Genomic DNA, 16573 nt, shown 5'->3' with positions numbered 1-16573 from the left:
GATTCTTGCCTTCGCTTGCGCTCAGGGGGTGAGGAGCGCCAGCGACGAACGCCTTGAGCGCAAGCGAAAGGCGCACTCCAAGGTGAAACCCTACCCCTCGCCCTCAAAGCCGAGGTCAGCGGCAACCATGTCGCAGCGATGGCGAGACTTCAGGCCCTACAGCGCCGCGCGTCTTTTCAGACGCGCAAAGGACGCTGTAGCACTTTGAATTGCTGCATAATTTTATCCTTAAATCGATCCCGATTTAAGGAATTATGCAGTAGCCGCTTCGGCCTTGATCTTCGGCTTCAGCAGGATGATGAGAAGCAAGCCGGCGATGATGAGTGCCGCGCCTTCGAGGTGATAGCGTTGCAACTGCTCGCCGAGGATCAGATAGGCGAGCACGGCTATGAAGATGGTCTGAATGTAGAGGAGGACGCCCGCCCGAGCCGCGCCCAGTGCCTCGATGCTGCGATTGAAGAGGTAGTACATGACCGCCCCGCCGGGGATCGCGACATAGGCGAGCGCGATGAGCCCGCTGCCGTTGAGCGTCGAGCGCTCGTCTGAGAATAGCTCGAACAGGTAGAAGGGCAGCGCCGTCAGCACCGCCGCACCGAGCAGCATCACCAGGAGCGCAAGGCGATTCATGTCGAATTTCGCTCGGCGGAGCAGGACGGTATAAAGACTGAAACAGAACGCGCCGGCGACGATCCACAGTTCACCCCGGTTGAAGTCGAGCCGCATCAGCGCGGCCGGACTGCCCTTGATGATGATGACCACGATCCCGAGAAAGGCCAAGATCGATCCGATCACCTGCCAGCGTCCCATCGGCTCGGCCAGCATCAAACGGGCAAGGATCATGGTGATGATCGGGATCAGGGCGATGATGATGCCGGCGGTGGTGGCATCGGCATGTTCCAGCCCGACAAAAATCATGCCCTGGCAGATCGCCAGTCCCACACCGCCGATGAGAAGCAGTTCGAGGGCGCGAGCCCGCGCGAGCGCGACCATCTCGGCGAAATGCCGGCGCACGATCGGCATCAGGATCGCGAAGGCGATCAGCACGCGCCAGAAGCAGAGCGCCCAGGGCGGCATTTCTGAAGAGACCCATTTCGCAGCGATATAGACGCCGGCCGACAGCAGCCAGCAGAAAATGCCGACGGAATAGGCGGCGGCAAGCGAACTGCCCCCCGCCTGTTCCGTCCCGACCGTGTCGCGATGGACCGCCAAGACATTCATTGCCATGGTTCAGTTATGCCACAATTTCCATGGGCTGCACAGATGAGGCGGCGGCGCTCCGCCTGACGGGTCGCCGTGATGACGTGACCCACCGGGAAGGTTCAGACAGCAGGCCTCTTACACCCTCGCCCTCAAAGCCGAAGTCAACGGCAGCCGTGTCGCCGCCAGCGCCGGCAACGCCCCGCCGATGATGCCGATTGCAAGCCCCAGCAGCCCGGCGGTCAGCGCGACGTCGGCGGTGACGTCGAGCTGGAAGGCCATCTTGGTATTGTTAGCGCCCATCGTACTGGCCTGCCAGCCGTTGAAGGCGAGCCATGAGGCGAGGATGCCGAGGGCGGCACCCGCGATCGAGAGAAGCACGGCCTCGACCCAGGTGGCAGTGAAGGCCGGCAGGCGGCCGAAGCCGAGCAGGCGCAGCGTGGCGATTTCGACCGTGCGGTCGGAGACCGAACTCATCATCGTGTTCAGCGCGCCAGCGGTGGCGCCGACCGCCATCAACAGCGCCAGCGGCCAACCGAACAGGCGGATGAGGCTCGCGGTACGCTCAGATTGCGCGGCATAGAGATCGGCCTCGGAGACGGCGGTGAGCGGCGGGCCGGGAAATGCGGAGATATGCTCCTGCAACACAGGCAACCCGCCTGCCCCATCGAGACGCACGCGCAGGCTCTGCACCTGCCCCTGCCGGTCGAGGGCCGATTGCACGGCCTCCAGATCCGCCCAGATCTCGGATTCGAAAGCGCTGCCGCCTGACGCGAAATGCCCGACGACCGTCCAGTCGACCGCGCCGAGCCGCACCTTGTCGCCGACGGCGAAGCCGGAGAATTCATCGGCGATGCGCCCACCGACGACGATCTCGCGGGCTCCCGGCGAAAACAACCGCCCTTGGGAGAGCGATACGCGATCGCGCAAACCCGGCCCCGTAGTGTCCATGCCGCGCAACGACAGTGTCTGTTCCGCCCCGTCGCTTGCCCTGAGGACATCGACGGGAACAACGATCTCGCGCGACAGCGCCAGGCCGCCCGCGGCATTCCGCGCCACGCCGATCTCGCCGGTCATGGCAGTCAGGCTGCGGATTGCCTCGGCAGGCACATCCGAGCCGGTCTCCTGGTTGGTGCCGCCGCCGAGGATGACGGCGATGCCGGTCGAACCCGCGCCTTGAAGCGCTGCCTCAAAGCCCCTGGCCATGGCGAGAAAACCCGCAAGCACCGCCACCACGAGCGCCACCGAGAGTACCATCGACAGCGAGATCCAAAGCCGCCGCGGCAGGCTGCCGAGATTGACTCTGATCATGAAAAAGATCTGCTTGAGCGCTGATGACATTGGACTATCTCGATCTGAAGGCGTTGACGATGGGCAGGCGCATGGCATTGGCGGCAGGGAACAATCCAGTCAGGAGGCCGAGACCGGCGATGATGGCGACGGATTTCAGCAGCACGGACGAGGTGAAGGCGAGGCCGAATTCCGGCCCGGCAAACAGCGTCGCGAGCTTGGCGAGAACGAGCCCGCCCGCCCCGCCGACGGCGAAGACGAACAGTGTCTCGCCGAGGATCAACGCAATGATCCGCCCCCTGGAAAAGCCGAGCACCTTCATGACGCCGATCTCGAAGCTGCGCTCCCTCACGGCAAAGAGCATGGTGTTGACCACGATCATCAGGATCGTCACGAAGGCGGCGCCGACGACGAGGCTGACGATCAGGCCGATATCGGCGAACTGCCGCAAGAAAGCCTTGAGGAACTGCTTTTCCGATTGAGTGCGCGTCGGTGCCGCCGAATTGGCAAACAGCGCGTCGATCCTTGCCGCCAGCACGCCGGATGAAACGCCCGGTCGCGGTCGCACCACGAAGCCATCGACTGTATCCTTGCCGCGGGCGCGCGCCGCATTGACGGCATCATAGCGGGCGATCATGAAATAGGTGTCGGTGCTGGCGTCGGCCCCTTCGAAGATGCCGGCGATCTCAAAACTCCAGTTGCGGCTGCCGTCTTCCCTTGTCAGGTGGCTGGTGACCCCGATGCGCTGGCCGACCGACCAGCCCTGCGCCTCCGCCAGCGCCCGGCCGACCAGCACCCGGTCACGGCCCTCTTCCAGCGCTGATATCAACTGCGGCGTCAGCCCGAGCTCGTCGCCATTGGCCGCGGCGATCAATCGTGGATCGACCGCGCTCGTCATCACGACATTCTTCTCGACATCGACGAAGCCCCGCATGCGCGTCATGTAGGCGACGGCGGCGACATCGCTATCGGCGGCGATCCTGTTGAGATAGGCAAGCGGCAGCGGCTGCGCCCGCCCCGATCTGTTGAAGACGCCGAGCAGCGTATCGCTCGCCCCGGCCGCCCCTTGCGAGCCGCTGAGGAAGCTCGCCGTCAGCCCATAGATCAGGAAGGCGACGCCGACCGAGAACATCAGAAGCGTGGCCCTGAACGGCTTGCGCCAGGCATTGCGGCGCATCAGCTGAAAGAAGGTCATTGGGCCAACCTTTCCTGCTCGACGAATTCGCCCTTGTTGAGATGCAGCGTGCGCCGGGCAAAGGAAGCCGCCTCGGGATCATGCGTCACCATAATGATGGTCTTCTGAAGCTCGCGATTGAGAAAGCCCAGCATCTCAAGGATATCATTGGCGGATTTCCGGTCGAGATCGCCGGTCGGTTCGTCGCAGAGCAAGAGGTCGGGATCGCCGACGATGGCGCGGGCGATGCCGACGCGCTGCTGCTGCCCGCCGGACATGCTGGATGGAAACTGCCGCTGCCGCCCGGAGAGCCCGACCAGATCCATGACGGTCTCGACGCGCGCCCGCCGCTCCTTGCGCTTGAGCGGCTTCAACAGCAGCGGCAGCTCGATATTCTCGCCCGCATTCAGCATCGGCAGCAGGTTGTAGAACTGGAAGACGATGCCCATGCTGTGCGCGCGCCAGGCGGCTCTGGCGCCTTCGCCCATCTGTTCGAGATGGCTGCGGCCGATCCTGATCTCCCCTCCGTCGGGGCTGTCGACGCCGCCGAGCATGTTGAGCAGCGTCGATTTCCCCGAACCCGACGGCCCCATGACGGCGACGAAATCGCCGCGTGCAATGGAAAGGTCGAGCCCGGAAAAGATCGGGATCGTCTCCGCGCCGATCCTGAATGCCTTCCTGACGCCGCGAAGTGCGATATAGGGTTCTTGAGTGTCGGTCATCGCTCTGCTCCTTGCTGATGGTCTGTGCTATCCCCGGCCTCACCCACCAGAAGGCGGATGCGCGCGGCCATGGCTGGACGCATGTCTGACGGCGGCGAGGAGAGTGCCAAGCGTAGCGTCACTGTCCCCTTCTCCCTCGAAATCATCGGCGCGATCTTCGATACTTCGACCGCAAAGGGCCGGTCGGGAAAGCCGTCGAGCACCGCCTCGCCACGCAAGCCCGACCGCATCAAAGCGATATTCGCCTCGGCCACGTCCGCATCGATGACCATGGTTGCCATGTCGGCAATCGCAAGCAGGCTTTCATTCTCCCGCACGCTGTCCTCTCGCGACAGCACGGTGTCGCCGACATGTGCGGTAAGCCGCGTGACGGTGCCTGATATCGGCGCCCGGACGGTCAGCGCTTCCACCTGCTCGCGCGCCCTGTCGATATCGAGATCCGCCTTGGCCACGTCCTGCCGTGCCTGCAGGGCGGCATTCTCGGCAGTGTCGAACGCCGTCTTCGCCTCCTCCAGCGTCTGCGCCGACATCGCATCGCGCCCGGCAAGCCGCTCGGTGCGCGTGAGGGAAGACCGCGCCTGCGCCAATTCGATAGTCTTCGCCGCCAGCGCCAACTCCGCCGATTGCCGGGCGATCTTGGCGCCCTGAAGCGCAAAGCGGGCGCCGGCATCATCGAGCCGCACCAGCACCTGGCCTGGTACGACCCTGTCGCCCGCCTCGACCTCGACGGCAACGATCCGACCTTCATATTTGGAAAAGACGGTAACGATATCGGGCGTCACGACGTAGCCGGAGCCGGTGACTTCCCGGGTTGGCAATCCCCTCTTCGTTGGGGTATCTGAGGGCAAAGCCCGAATAGGACCGGCGGCAGGCCTGTCTGTTCCATCGACGGATATTGCGATCTCGTCCTTGCCTGTGAGACCCGCAAGCACAGTCTCGATGCGCTCCAGCGTCTCGGGCCGATAGAGAAGCACCACCGCCAGCGATGCCGTCGCGACAAGGGCCAGTATTGCTCCGGGAATCACCCGCCGCCGGGCCTGACGATCCGGCGGTTCCGTCTTGAAGGCCGCGGGTTCGATCGAAAGCGATCTCAGCTTGGCGGCAAGGTCTCGGTCATGTTCTGATGTCGTGTTCATGCCGCCAGAATGACCAACGGCAGCAAAACCGCGACCTCGAACGCGTTTCCGATAGTCCTCGATCGCGATTGTGTACTTGGCGCGGCAAGACACCCGGGTCAGCCCTCATGGTGAGGGTGAGAAGCGATCCGCGAAGCGGAGCAATCGATCCAGTGAATCGATTGCAGTGACGAACGAAGCGCCGGCTCGAACCGCGAGGGCGGGTGATTGCGTGGGTGCAGCCTCATGCTTGCTGTGTGAAGCGCCGGTGGCCCGCCCCGTCCTTGGAGGCCCCTACCGGGCGTCTCAGGATGAGGCTGGAGAGAGGACAGGCGTCACTTCACGACGAAGCCGAAGAGACGCCGGATTCACCCTTCCTCTCCCGCCAGCCAATCGGCGTCATATCCGTGACCCGGCGGAATTCGCGGTTGAAGTTGGACTTGGTCTGGAAGCCGACCTCGAACATCACCTCGGTCACCGATTTCTGGGTCGCGGCAAGCAGCCGGCAGGCCTCGCCGATCCTGTAGTCATTGACATATTGCGAGACGTTCTTGTCCATCGCCCGGTTGATCGCCGCCGAGATCTGGCGGGCGGGAATGCCGGCCTTGCGGGCCAGCCGGTCGAGATTGAGATTGGCGTCGCGATAGAGTTTTCTTGCCTCCATCAGCGCATCGACCGTGGCGATCATCTCCTTGTCTTCGGTCGTTTCGGACTTCGGCACCGCCTCCACCATCTCGGCCGGCGCCCGGCTTCGGCTGGCGGCGGCTGCCGCAATGCCGAGGATGACGAGAACCGCGAGATTGCTGACGCTGATCAGCGTCAGCGCATGCTCGCCATGCGCCCATGTGAAATCGAAAAAGACGAAGATATCGACCGAGGCCGACAGGCACAGCGCCACCGCCGCGAAGATGATGGCCCGATAGGCCGGCACCGCTCCCTCGAAGGGCGCAAGCCGAAGCGCATCGGCGCCCGGCCGCATCAGAAGCAGGATCGCCAGGGCATAACCGACGAAAACAAGCACCAGCGCAATATCGATCACATCCCGCCGGACCACCATCAACGTGAGGATGACGGCAGCGGGCACCGCATGCAGTGCAATGCGCGTCGGCAGCGGCCGCCGGCTCGTCCTGACCAGCCTGGAAACCCCGGCATAGGCAAGCGGCGGCACCATCGCCGCGGTGACAGGCGCGATCACGCCCACCACCTGCACCCCGTAGCCCCAGCGCAGGCCGGAGAGGACGGATTGCAGCACGGCGAGCAGGATCAGTGCCAGAAACGGCAGATTGGGCTGCGCCTCCTCGTCGCGCCTGAGGACGGTGACGAAGAGGATGAGCAGCAGAAGGGCAACGACGAAAGGAAGCGGAATGAACAGCATGGCCTGATAGGATCGGAGTGGCGATTGGATGGCCATCATTGCCGAGATCCTCAGCCGGCGCGACCTCCATCATGTTTTAGGACACGTTTTAGGCTGGGATTTTTGTGAGCGGCATGCCGTGTCATCCCTCGTCCGACGGTCCGGAGCCGCCGTGCAGATTCTGCGTCGAGGGCAAGTGGCGACGATCATTATGGCGAACCGCGCGCCGGTTGGCATTCCGCAATGACGCGCCCCGACAGGCGAGCGCGGAACATAAAATACCCTGCACGCGCTCTACCTGCCTAGCCGAGAGCGGTTTGCGCAGCGCAAATCCGATCGACCAAAGCATCAAGATCGCCCCTTGGCGGGCGGTTCTTGACCAGTCGCTGCTTGAGATGCATGATCGGCTCCGCCAGAATTTCATCAAGGCTCTCGGCGCAGGTGAAGTCGCCCGCCACGCGTTTGACCTTTGAATTGTCAAAGATCGCCGACCATGCCTTGTCGCCCCGCAGCGGGCCAAGCCACTCCGGATTGTACCGGACCAGGGTATCCGTCGGCACGTGTACGATCTTGGCCTCGACATCAAGCAATCTGGCGATCGTCTTTTGAATATCGTTCCAGATATGAGCGCGATCGGAGGTGATGTGGAAGATCTCGTTCAACGCCGCCGGCTTGCCGAAAAGCCCGACAAAGGGCACCGCGAAATCAACCGAGCGGGTCAGTGTCCAGGGCGTGTGGCCATCGCCCGCCACGATGGTGGGCTCGCCGTCCAGCATGCGTCTCGCCATGACGTCGCTGTCACCCATCATGATGGGCAGGCCGGTGCGAACAGTGTGACTGGGACGGACGATGGTCCAGGCGAGATTTTGGGAATTCTTGAGCAGCGTCTCGCAGGCAATCTTATCTTGGCTATAGCGCCAGTAGGGGTTGATCGCCGGTGTCTGCTCGGTAATCACATAGTGACGCGGCGGCTTTTCGTAGACCGAAGCCGAAGAGATGAAGATGTACTGGCCGCAGTGCCCGGCAAAGACATCGATGTCACGCGCGACTTGATCCGGCGTAAAGGCAATGAACTGGCACACGACGTCATAATTGGCCTTGGCCAAGTCCGCATAGGTGGGTGCCGCGAGATCGCCGACGATCGCGGTAACCCCCGCAGGCAATGGGTTGCCTCTCAAACTGCGGTTATAGACGCTGACATGGTGGCCCTGAACCACGGCGCGCTCGACGCATGGATATGAAATCTGGCCGGTACCGCCAACAAAAAGGATTTTCAAAGCCATGGGAAGGACCTCAGTGTCGGATGTGGCGGGATATGCGGTCAGTCTTCATAGCGCGAAAGAAATCGGTCGTCTCCTGCAAAACAGGTACACCGGCTCACGTTGTTTAGATCGACCTGTCCCGTAAACCAACGTAGTGCCATTCCGTATAGGCCGATCGGACGACGTGAGGTTCGGCCGCAACCAGCCATTGCCGATACCGCGAAGATCTCTATCTCAAGCCAATAATGCCCCTTCTGTTTGAGATCAGCACAAGACGGAGGTTCTCTTGAAGGATTATCTGCCCTATGCAGCCGGGGCGCTGGCAGGATTGCTGGTCGCCTTTCTCATATCTCGCCTGTTGATGCTGCCGGAGACACCGCAGCTCGTGCTTTTTGCATTGCTGCCGGCGGTCGGCGGCGCGGTCGTCGAACGCGTTTGCCATCGCCGGCCCAACAATTCTTGAAGGGTTCCATGGCAAGGCTGAAAGAAATCGTCATCGATTGCGACATTCCCTCGCGTGTCGCCCGCTTCTGGGCGAAGGCGCTCGATGGCTACGACGTGATGCCATATGAAGACGACGAACTGGCCCGCCTGGCCGCTCTCGGATTGACACCCGAGACTGACCCGACCGTGATGGTCGAAGGTCCCGGAACCCGCCTTTGCTTCCACCTTCGCCCAGGGGAACGTTCCGCCCGCAACCGACTTCATCTCGATATTGCCACCCCCGATCGGGCCAGGGAGGTAGAGCGGCTTCTATCGCTCGGTGCGAGCTTCGTCCGGGAAGCGGATGGATACACGGTCTTAAATGATCCCGAAGGCAACAATTTCTGCGTGGTGTCGGAATAGTCCGCTCCGGGCCGAAAGCCCGCCCTGCAGCATGAACGGCACCCATCTCAGGTCGGCTACACCAGCGCCAAACCGGATCTCCCGCGGAATGTCTGGGTCAGACGCGATTCAGGAACTCGATCACGCGGAGGGTCAGCAGCGCGGTCGCTTCCGCGTCATAGGACGGCAGCGAGCTGTCGGCGAAGTAGTGCTGGTGGCCTGGGTACAGGAAAAGCTCCGCGTCCTCGACCTTCTCCACGATCTCACGGGCGGCGTCGATGTCGCCCTCGCGGACGAAAATCGGGTCGTTGTCCATGCCGTGGATCTGCACCGGAACGCCGTCCGGCCACGGTCCGAAGGCCCATTCGCCGCTGATCGGCAGGCAGGAATAGAAGAGCAGAGCCCCGCGGGCGCCGGGCCGCGTCTGCGCCAGCTTCTGCGCCGGCAGCACCCCGAACGAGAACCCGGCATAGACGAGCCCGGCAGGCAGTTCGTCGGCGACGCGCACGCCGCGCTCCCGCATGGCGTCGAATCCGATCTCCCCGATATAGGCGATCCCCGCTTCGATGCTTGGGAATGTGCGCCCGTCAAACAGATCAGGCGTGTGCACGATGTGACCGGCTGCCCTGATATCGTCGGCAAACGAGCGCACACCTGGGGTCAGCCCCTGTGCATGATGGAACAACAGGATCTCAGCCATAAGGAGCCTCCGGGCGGGACGGTCGGGCGCATCGCCACTCTACAGCGTCGCCGCCTTGCCGGGAAGAGTGCGGATACGTTGCCGAAGCAACATCTGTAAACCCGCCGAAAACCGTACATCGATTACTGCATTCCGGCGGCATCCTTCACAGCTCTTCTCCTATGCCTTCATGCGCTCAGTCCGGCATTTTAGAGCGAGAAAAACGGCCAAAGAAACGTCCTTCCAAACCTCAATGGCGGGGCGGCATAGTTTCAGGCTTTGCCGAACCACCGCGATGCGGCCTGCGCGGCTTTCTCATTGTCAGGCATAGCCTCACCAGCCCACGCCACGAAGCCGTCGGGGCGCACGAGCAGCGCGCTCAGTCCCAGCCGATCCCGGGCGTCACTGGCGACATAGGTGATCCCATTCCAGCGACCTGCCAGCGCTTGCAGCGGTGCACCGGCGTCAAAGTCCAAAAGCAGGCCTTTGCCCTGCCTGAGGTGATCGCCGAGCTTCGTACCGTCGGCCAGCTCGAAATCGGGAGCGCTGCGGCCGACCAGCGGGTGACTGCCGCCAAGATCGTAGCGGAGAGACACACCCCAGACGCGCTCGGCAAAGTATGTCGCGCCGTCACGCGTGTCGATCAGATCGCGGATGATGGCTTCGAGCGCGCGCGAACTCCGGCTCGGCCGCATCAGTGCGACCTGGGCGCGCGACCAGTCGAGAATCTGCGCTCCAACTGGATGCCGTTCGCAGAAATAGCTATCGAGCAGGCCCTCCGGCGCATCGCCGCGAATCGTCGTGGCAAGCTTCCATCCAAGATTCATCGCATCGCCGAGCCCGAGGTTCAGACCCTGGCCGCCCAAGGGGGAATGGATGTGCGCAGCGTCACCCGCAAGCAGCACCCTGCCCTTGCGGTAAGCCGTCGCCTGATAGGCGCGATCCGTCCAGGTGGTGGCAAGCTCAAGGCCTGTCACCGTGACATCGGCGCCGGAAATATGCCGCAACACCGATTGCACATGCTCCGGCGTGATCGGCTGCGTTCGGTGAAACGCGCCTCCGTCGAAATCGACCATCGCGATGGTGCCGGGCTTTTGGTAGGTATACATGCCTGTTGGCGTGTAATGGCGGCCCGCGACGAGCTTCTCCGGATCGGCCATCTCGACCTGAACGGAATAGCCGGTGAACTCCGGATCGGTGCCAACGAATTCAAAACCGCCTGCCCTGCGCACGGTGCTGCGCCCGCCGTCACAACCGATGAGCCATCGTCCGCGAAAGATCTGGCCACCCGCGCGAACGGTCACGCCTTCGCCCGACTGATCGAAGCCATCGACACCGAGCCCGCGCCTGATCTCGACACCCATCGCGCTTGCGTGGGCGGCCAGCGCGGATTCGAAGTGCTCCATCTCGACCGCCATGCTGGTACCGGCCGGACCTGGCAGGCGATAGGGCCACGTCGAGGTGTCGATGGTGTCGTGAAAGAACTGAATGCCGGCGAAATGCCCGCCCGGGTGACCCGCCTGCTGCATCCAATGCGCTGAAGTCGATTGATCTTTTTCGCGCTGCGGCGCCATGATGTCATCCAGCAGCCCGCGACGGTAGAAGGCTTCGATGGTCGGTGCGGAAAGGCCGCGCATGCCAAACGGCAGCCGCTTCAACGGCGAATGCGGGTCTTCGGCCTGCTCCAGCACCAACACCGAGAGGCCGGCCAGCCGCAGCTCGCAGGCCAGAAACAGGCCGACCGGACCTGCACCGGAAATCACAACGTCATGAATCATCAGAAAATCGGGCATGAACTACTCCTTTATGGTCGTTCGACCGGAGCAGTTCGTCGTTTTGAGAACCACACGGACGAACAATGGGACGCTTGAACAGCGTCTGTTGTTCGTCGTGGAGAACTCATGCACGAGGCAAGGAACAGAGCTTTCGTTTCCGAAAGGACTTGGGCCAACCACACCAAGTCATGCCTTTTCCGACATCGGCAACATAGCCGCCGAGCGATCGATCGGCAACAGAAGATATCCTCTTCTGAAGGTCTGACCTGACGGGGAAGGCCCCTTCCGGGCGGTTAAAAAGGAACAGCCGTCCAGCTATGTGTGGCAGCAGGAACCATTTCCGGTGTCATCAGGCGAATGTTGCAGGCGATTGTCGACGCTCTGGCTGTTTCCTTCCGGCGGCAGGTCCATGGCGATGTTGGATGCGAAGAAGCCGTTCGGTTTCAGCGTGAAGCCGGCATATTCCACGGGCATGATCGGAAAATCCTCGGGCTTGCAGACATGGGTATGGCCGAAGGAATGCCAGAGCACGACATCGGCATTCTCGATTTCGCGGTTCTGCTTGACATAACCCGGCAGGCCGTCGCCGCCGGCATGCACGTTCGGATAATCGCCGCTCGCATATTTTTCCCTGGCATCGAAGGCCGTGACCCAGATGTGTTTCTTGGCGAAGCCGCCGCGCTGGGCAACGGTCGAATCCGGCTGGGCAAGCATGACCGGCGACGGCATGACGACAATCTTGTAGCCCGGCGCCTTGCCGACGCTGTTCTTTATGTTGGGGTTGGAGACTTTCCAGTAACGGCCGGTCTCGCCATTGGCGAGTGCCGGGGAATCAAGTTCGCGTTTCAGCACACGGCTCCTGGTATCGAAGACATTGCCATAGGGATTATCCTCACCCCAGGGACGCGGCACGAACTCATGCTCGGTCACGGTATTGTCGCCGCCATCGACATCCATGTGCAGGCGCGCATTGAAGAAATGCTGGTGGGTCGGACCGCCGAGATTGTCATCGACCATGCCGCCCCATGGATAGGTTTCGCCGGTCGCGACCGCCGCCGTCTGGATGATGCCGGTGAGCTTGGCTTCGAGCTGGATCGTGCCGTCCTGATAGAGATACCAGTAGAAGCCGTAATCGTAATTGCCGACGGTTGCGAAGAAGGAGATGACGAGGCGGCGCGAACGGCGCACTTCGAAAATACCGTTGCGGAATTCGTAGTGCTTCCAGAGGATGCCGTAATCCTCCTCATGCATGCAGATGGCGTTCTTCATGGTGAAAGGCTGGCCGAGATCATCCGCCGCCGGCACGTCGAAATAGTGAATATGGCCCAGGCAGTCGCAGCCGAGTTCGAGGCAATTGGCCAGGCGCCCGAGGCCATATTCGCCGGCATCGAAGGCGCTCTTCCAATAGTGGTTGGCGGTCGGATCCGCATAGGGCACGACCATTTCCGTGACACTGGCGCGAAAGACGACGGGCCTGAGCCTGCCCTGATCCTTGATGCCGAGTTCATGCAGAACGAGACCCTCGCGCGGGGTGAAACCGACACGGAAACTCCAGTTCTGCCATTCGACTTTCCAGCCGTCGACCGTAAAGCTCGGCCCTTGCCGCTGAACGATATGCAGCGGCGTGAGATCGGGCCGCGGTTCCGGGAAGGTTTCGCGGCCATAATTGCGCTTCTTCCTCGGGACCGGAATGATCTTCTCATCGTCGACGAGCTCGACCACCCGGTTGGTGATCAGATCGACCACCGCCACCACGCCCTCGATCGGATGCGCGTAGCCGTTGTCACGGACATCCTCGCGCCAATAAGACACGGCGCGGACGATGCGCTTTCCCTTCTCGAATTCGCGGCCAAAATAGCCCGAGGAAAAAGGATCGATCTGGATGAGCGGAATATCCTCGTCGGTAATGCCGCGCTTCTTGACGGCAGCGATCCAGCGCGGATCGGATTTGACGGTGCCTTCCACGGTTTCGAATTCGCACAGCATGATCGGCGGCTGACCGTAGGGCAGTTCATCGAGAGGCAGCCGGATATAGGAGGACACCGTGTCGGCAGTCAGGTCTACGATGCCTTCGAAGGTTTCGCCATTGCTGATGTCGATTGCCAGGATGAAGGCAAGCCGCGGCAGCCTGTCGCCCAGGCGATAGGCGGCAAGATCGGCCTTGGCCGGCTCCTCCAGCCGGGTGATCGGAAAGCGGAAGGTGGCTGCGAGTGGCTGCCTATCCTTGAGTATGGCAACGGCAGAAGCGATCTCGTCGAGGCTCAGAGGATCGAGGGGATGGGTAACTGCGACAACGGCGTCCATTGGTATACCTCTTGTTTTTGGAAGAGACGACGCAACATGGCGCGTCGCAAGCTGCGGTGATCAGGATCGACCGGAGCAGATCTGTGCCTCGATCATCATCTGGTCTGCATGGATGCAGAACACCGAGCAGAAGGCGTGTGCCTCGACGGCAACCAGCACTGTCGCGCCGGCAAGGATCGCGACCGTGAGAACCAGAAGGCGATCGACGGGTGCAAATTCAGCAACGGCACTCATTCGAAGACCTTTCCAAGGGAGGCATAGAGAACTGGCTTGGATCTCTTGATCCGGATCGCAAACAGCGCGCCAAGAATGCCCACCAGCACCATGGCGTAGGGGAAAGCCTTGACGATCAGGCTTTCGCTGCCGGAAAGGAGTGAAAGATTGGAGCTGACCAGCACCAGCGAACCCATGAGGCCGAGGAGCGCCAGCACTGGCGCGGTCATCGTGGTCCAGGCGCTATAGCTGTTCGGCGTCTTGCGGAAGAACATGATGATCGCGACGGAGACAAGCACCTGCACCAGTAGGATACCGATACCTGCCAGCGCTGCCATCCAGGAGAACACGACAGTGTAGGGATCGGCGCCGAAGATCACGAACAGGGCAAGGACGACAGCCGCGATAAGACTTTGCAGAAGACCTGCAGCATAGGGCGAGCCATGTTTGGTATGAACCTTGCCAAGCACCTTGGCGGCCAGGCCTTCACGGCCAAGGGCGAAGAAATAGCGGTTGAGCGTATTGTGGAAGGACAGGATGCAAGCAAACAGGCTGGTGATCAGCAGCACGTTCATCACCTGGCTCGACCATGGACCAAGCACGGAATTGGCGGCGGTGAAGTAGAAGCTGTCGAGGCTGGCAGCAGCAGAAGCCTGCACCTTGCCCGGACCATAGAATTGCACGATTGCCCAGGTGGAGAAGGCATAGAAGAGGGTAATCAGCAGCACCGCGACATAGGTGGCGCGGGGAATGGTCTTTTCCGGATCTTCGGCTTCCTCGCCGAAAATGGCAGTCGCTTCGAAGCCGATGAAGGAACCGATGACGAAGACCAGCGCCACGCCGAGACCGGGCGCAAAGACCGACGATGGCGCAAAGGAGGAGAAGCTGATGCCTTCCGGTCCGCCGCCTGAAAAGACGATGGCAAGATCCAGAACCAGCAATATGGCGATTTCGGCAATCATGCAGACGCCGAGGATCGCGCCCGAGAAGGCGATGTTGCGCTGACCGCAGACCAGCACGACGACCAGTGCCACGAAGGCGAAGGCCCACCAGGGCAGAACCAGTCCAAGCGGCGCTATGGCATTGGCCATGAAGAAACCGAACAGGCCATAGATGGCGATCTGAACCGCGCTATAGGTGACCAGCGCCATGAAGGCGCCACCCACGCCAGCCGGCTTGCCGATGCCATGGGTGATATAGGTGTAGAAGGCTCCTGCCCCGCCCACATGCCGGCTCATGGCGGTGAAGCCGACCGAGAAGAGCAGGTAGAGCAGGCCGGTAAGCACGAAAGCGCCGGGGACGCCCGCGCCATTGCCGAAAGCAAAAGCGGCCGGCGAAGCGCCGACGACGGCCGTCAGCGGCGCGGCCGCGGCAACGACGAAGAACACGATATGGGCGAGGCCCACCGAGTCCTTGGCCAGACGACGCTCCGGCAATGATGGTGCGGGCATGCTTGCTTCCAGTGTCATGGAGAACCCCTCTTTGCTTGTTTGTTGCCAAGAAGGTAGGCGCGGCGATCTGGCCCCGAAATTGCAGTTTATGCCAATGAATCGATAATTCGCGCCACGAAGGTCACCGGAGACGCTGAAAATGGCAGTTGCATCGCATTTGATCAGCCGCATGCCAGCAGTTGCTTCAATTCGAGCCTCCGTCTTGATCCCGCTGGTGCAACAAATCGATAAAAGATCCGGGAAAACCGACCTTCTTCTGGCTTCGCACGGCATTCTGCGCTCGCAACTGGAAGATCCTTACGCTGTCCTGCCCATGGCGCGTTATGTCGCGCTGTTCGAAGATGCCGCGACGATAACAGGCGAACCGGCACTGGGAGCTCGCATGGGCACCGGCTTCAAGCCCGCCGACATCGGCCCCATCGGCATGCTCTTCGCACTCTCGCCGACCATACGCAGCGCCTTCGAGCGGCTGTCGAAATATGTCAACGCGGTACAAGGCGCGACCAGTTCCGGCGTGTTCGAAGAGAATGGCGATTTTGTCTGGAGCTACCGGATCGTCGATCCCAGCATGTGGCCGCGCCGGCAGGACAGCGAATTCACGATTGCCGCCTCCTGTCAGCTCGTCCGTTCGTGCTTCCGCCGTGGCTGGCGGCCGATCGAAATACAGCTCGAGCATCACGCCCCGCGCGACGCCGGCGTGCTGGAACGCATCTGTGGCGCGCCCATCATGTTCGGCCAATCCGGCAACCGGATCGTCATGAACAAGGCGGAGGCTGACCGTGTGCATCGTGCGGAAGACAAAAGCCTGGTCGAAATCCTGGAGCGGCATATCGGCGATCTGGTCAACGAGCCGGCCGCCGGCGATGCCGTCAAGGAAAAGGTCCAGGCCCTGATCGGCATCTATCTCGGCCGCAAACCGATCACGGTCGCAACGCTTGCCGCCGAACTGAAGATGTCGCCGCGAAGCCTGCAGCGCCGGCTGTCGGAGGAAGGCGTGTCGCTTCGCGATCTCGTTCGCCAGCACCGCCAGACACTCGCCGCCCACTATCTCGGCGACCGACATGCCGCACCGATGTCCGAGATTGCGCGTGTGCTGGGTTATGCAGACAACACGGTGCTCTGGCGTGCGCTGCGATCCTGGGAAAAGAAGGGGAACGACCCATCTTCGACAGGTTGAACGGAGATGTAAAAATCAAGTAAATGGACGATCGG

Annotated in this window: 17 protein-coding genes; 5 read left to right on the top strand and 12 right to left on the bottom strand. The window is 61.9% G+C overall.

Features of this window, described 5'->3' with window-relative positions; all coding sequences use genetic code 11:
• Positions 1–252: 252 nt before the first annotated feature.
• The 6 genes from HX898_RS02460 to HX898_RS02435 form a co-directional block, all read right to left on the bottom strand.
• Positions 253–1224 (bottom strand): DMT family transporter, encoded by a 972-nt coding sequence (locus HX898_RS02460; RefSeq protein WP_138334777.1) that lies wholly within the window; start codon positions 1222–1224, stop codon positions 253–255.
• A gap of 111 nt (positions 1225–1335) precedes the next feature.
• Complete coding sequence (locus tag HX898_RS02455; RefSeq protein WP_180193896.1) at positions 1336–2538, bottom strand: ABC transporter permease; 1203 nt, start codon at positions 2536–2538, stop codon at positions 1336–1338.
• A gap of 4 nt (positions 2539–2542) precedes the next feature.
• The gene (locus HX898_RS02450; RefSeq protein WP_180193895.1) at positions 2543–3682 is read right to left on the bottom strand and encodes an ABC transporter permease; all 1140 of its coding nucleotides are present in this window, start codon (positions 3680–3682) and stop codon (positions 2543–2545) included.
• Positions 3679–4383 carry an ABC transporter ATP-binding protein gene (locus HX898_RS02445; RefSeq protein ID WP_138334780.1) on the bottom strand — a complete coding sequence of 235 codons (705 nt, stop codon included), beginning with the start codon at positions 4381–4383 and terminating at the stop codon, positions 3679–3681. Before HX898_RS02445 ends, HX898_RS02450 begins: the two co-directional genes overlap by 4 nt.
• A complete protein-coding gene (locus HX898_RS02440) occupies positions 4380–5612 on the bottom strand; it encodes an efflux RND transporter periplasmic adaptor subunit (protein WP_180193894.1) in 1233 nt (410 codons plus the stop codon). The genes HX898_RS02445 and HX898_RS02440 overlap by 4 nt, the downstream gene beginning before the upstream one ends.
• 226 nt (positions 5613–5838) lie before the next feature.
• A complete protein-coding gene (locus HX898_RS02435; protein WP_138334782.1) occupies positions 5839–6912 on the bottom strand; it encodes a helix-turn-helix transcriptional regulator in 1074 nt (357 codons plus the stop codon).
• Between HX898_RS02435 and HX898_RS02430 the strand changes: the two genes are divergently transcribed.
• Positions 6902–7099, top strand: coding sequence for a hypothetical protein (locus HX898_RS02430; RefSeq protein ID WP_180193893.1), 198 nt, complete (start codon positions 6902–6904; stop codon positions 7097–7099). The two genes, HX898_RS02435 and HX898_RS02430, sit on opposite strands and share 11 nt — an antisense overlap.
• 55 nt (positions 7100–7154) lie before the next feature.
• Here HX898_RS02430 and HX898_RS02425 read toward each other — a convergent pair whose 3' ends face one another.
• The gene (locus tag HX898_RS02425; RefSeq protein WP_180193892.1) at positions 7155–8135 is read right to left on the bottom strand and encodes an SDR family oxidoreductase; all 981 of its coding nucleotides are present in this window, start codon (positions 8133–8135) and stop codon (positions 7155–7157) included.
• 265 nt (positions 8136–8400) lie between these two features.
• On the opposite strand from HX898_RS02425, the gene HX898_RS02420 reads away from it, so the two are divergent.
• Both HX898_RS02420 and HX898_RS02415 read left to right on the top strand, forming a co-directional pair.
• On the top strand, positions 8401–8577 hold the full coding sequence (locus HX898_RS02420; RefSeq protein ID WP_171598283.1) for a hypothetical protein: 177 nt from the start codon (positions 8401–8403) through the stop codon (positions 8575–8577).
• 8 nt (positions 8578–8585) lie between these two features.
• Positions 8586–8960, top strand: a complete 375-nt coding sequence (locus HX898_RS02415) for a VOC family protein (protein ID WP_138334785.1) — start codon at positions 8586–8588, stop codon at positions 8958–8960.
• 97 nt (positions 8961–9057) lie between these two features.
• Here the strand turns inward: HX898_RS02415 and HX898_RS02410 are convergent, their stop codons facing one another.
• Both HX898_RS02410 and HX898_RS02405 read right to left on the bottom strand, forming a co-directional pair.
• Positions 9058–9639 (bottom strand): dienelactone hydrolase family protein, encoded by a 582-nt coding sequence (locus HX898_RS02410; protein WP_171598285.1) that lies wholly within the window; start codon positions 9637–9639, stop codon positions 9058–9060.
• A gap of 251 nt (positions 9640–9890) precedes the next feature.
• Entirely contained in the window at positions 9891–11411 is a 1521-nt protein-coding gene (locus tag HX898_RS02405; RefSeq protein ID WP_180193891.1) for an FAD-dependent monooxygenase, read from the bottom strand.
• Between HX898_RS02405 and HX898_RS02400 the strand changes: the two genes are divergently transcribed.
• A complete protein-coding gene (locus HX898_RS02400; RefSeq protein WP_171598287.1) occupies positions 11410–11658 on the top strand; it encodes a hypothetical protein in 249 nt (82 codons plus the stop codon). The genes HX898_RS02405 and HX898_RS02400 overlap by 2 nt on opposite strands.
• Before the next feature lie 50 nt (positions 11659–11708).
• On the opposite strand, the gene HX898_RS02395 is transcribed toward HX898_RS02400, so the two are convergent.
• Genes HX898_RS02395 through HX898_RS02385 form a run of 3 tightly spaced genes read right to left on the bottom strand, consistent with a single transcriptional unit; the run spans position 11709 to position 15379 of the window.
• Positions 11709–13697 carry a primary-amine oxidase gene (locus tag HX898_RS02395; protein ID WP_180193890.1) on the bottom strand — a complete coding sequence of 663 codons (1989 nt, stop codon included), beginning with the start codon at positions 13695–13697 and terminating at the stop codon, positions 11709–11711.
• A 60-nt stretch (positions 13698–13757) separates the two neighbouring features.
• The gene (locus tag HX898_RS02390) at positions 13758–13931 is read right to left on the bottom strand and encodes a hypothetical protein (RefSeq protein ID WP_171598289.1); all 174 of its coding nucleotides are present in this window, start codon (positions 13929–13931) and stop codon (positions 13758–13760) included.
• Positions 13928–15379 carry an APC family permease gene (locus tag HX898_RS02385; protein ID WP_180193889.1) on the bottom strand — a complete coding sequence of 484 codons (1452 nt, stop codon included), beginning with the start codon at positions 15377–15379 and terminating at the stop codon, positions 13928–13930. The genes HX898_RS02390 and HX898_RS02385 overlap by 4 nt, the downstream gene beginning before the upstream one ends.
• Positions 15380–15500: 121 nt before the next feature.
• On the opposite strand from HX898_RS02385, the gene HX898_RS02380 reads away from it, so the two are divergent.
• The gene (locus tag HX898_RS02380; protein WP_138334787.1) at positions 15501–16538 is read left to right on the top strand and encodes an AraC family transcriptional regulator; all 1038 of its coding nucleotides are present in this window, start codon (positions 15501–15503) and stop codon (positions 16536–16538) included.
• Positions 16539–16573 lie beyond the last annotated feature (35 nt).

Source organism: Rhizobium sp. WYCCWR 11128 (assembly GCF_013416305.1).
GTDB lineage: Bacteria > Pseudomonadota > Alphaproteobacteria > Rhizobiales > Rhizobiaceae > Rhizobium > Rhizobium indicum.
This window is presented reverse-complemented; position numbering and strand designations above follow the sequence as displayed.

Excerpts from the sequence above, each read along its gene's own strand:
- HX898_RS02405 (WP_180193891.1), bottom strand. The coding sequence starts at position 11,411 with ATGCCCGATTTTCTGATGATTCATGACGTTGTGATTTCCGGTGCAGGT.
- HX898_RS02390 (WP_171598289.1), bottom strand. The coding sequence starts at position 13,931 with ATGAGTGCCGTTGCTGAATTTGCACCCGTCGATCGCCTTCTGGTTCTC.
- HX898_RS02425 (WP_180193892.1), bottom strand. The coding sequence starts at position 8,135 with ATGGCTTTGAAAATCCTTTTTGTTGGCGGTACCGGCCAGATTTCATAT.
- HX898_RS02395 (WP_180193890.1), bottom strand. The coding sequence starts at position 13,697 with ATGGACGCCGTTGTCGCAGTTACCCATCCCCTCGATCCTCTGAGCCTC.
- HX898_RS02430 (WP_180193893.1), top strand. The coding sequence starts at position 6,902 with ATGGCCATCATTGCCGAGATCCTCAGCCGGCGCGACCTCCATCATGTT.
- HX898_RS02455 (WP_180193896.1), bottom strand. The coding sequence starts at position 2,538 with ATGTCATCAGCGCTCAAGCAGATCTTTTTCATGATCAGAGTCAATCTC.
- HX898_RS02400 (WP_171598287.1), top strand. The coding sequence starts at position 11,410 with ATGAACTACTCCTTTATGGTCGTTCGACCGGAGCAGTTCGTCGTTTTG.
- HX898_RS02450 (WP_180193895.1), bottom strand. The coding sequence starts at position 3,682 with ATGACCTTCTTTCAGCTGATGCGCCGCAATGCCTGGCGCAAGCCGTTC.
- HX898_RS02380 (WP_138334787.1), top strand. The coding sequence starts at position 15,501 with ATGGCAGTTGCATCGCATTTGATCAGCCGCATGCCAGCAGTTGCTTCA.
- HX898_RS02415 (WP_138334785.1), top strand. The coding sequence starts at position 8,586 with ATGGCAAGGCTGAAAGAAATCGTCATCGATTGCGACATTCCCTCGCGT.
- HX898_RS02445 (WP_138334780.1), bottom strand. The coding sequence starts at position 4,383 with ATGACCGACACTCAAGAACCCTATATCGCACTTCGCGGCGTCAGGAAG.
- HX898_RS02460 (WP_138334777.1), bottom strand. The coding sequence starts at position 1,224 with ATGGCAATGAATGTCTTGGCGGTCCATCGCGACACGGTCGGGACGGAA.
- HX898_RS02410 (WP_171598285.1), bottom strand. The coding sequence starts at position 9,639 with ATGGCTGAGATCCTGTTGTTCCATCATGCACAGGGGCTGACCCCAGGT.
- HX898_RS02435 (WP_138334782.1), bottom strand. The coding sequence starts at position 6,912 with ATGATGGCCATCCAATCGCCACTCCGATCCTATCAGGCCATGCTGTTC.
- HX898_RS02385 (WP_180193889.1), bottom strand. The coding sequence starts at position 15,379 with ATGACACTGGAAGCAAGCATGCCCGCACCATCATTGCCGGAGCGTCGT.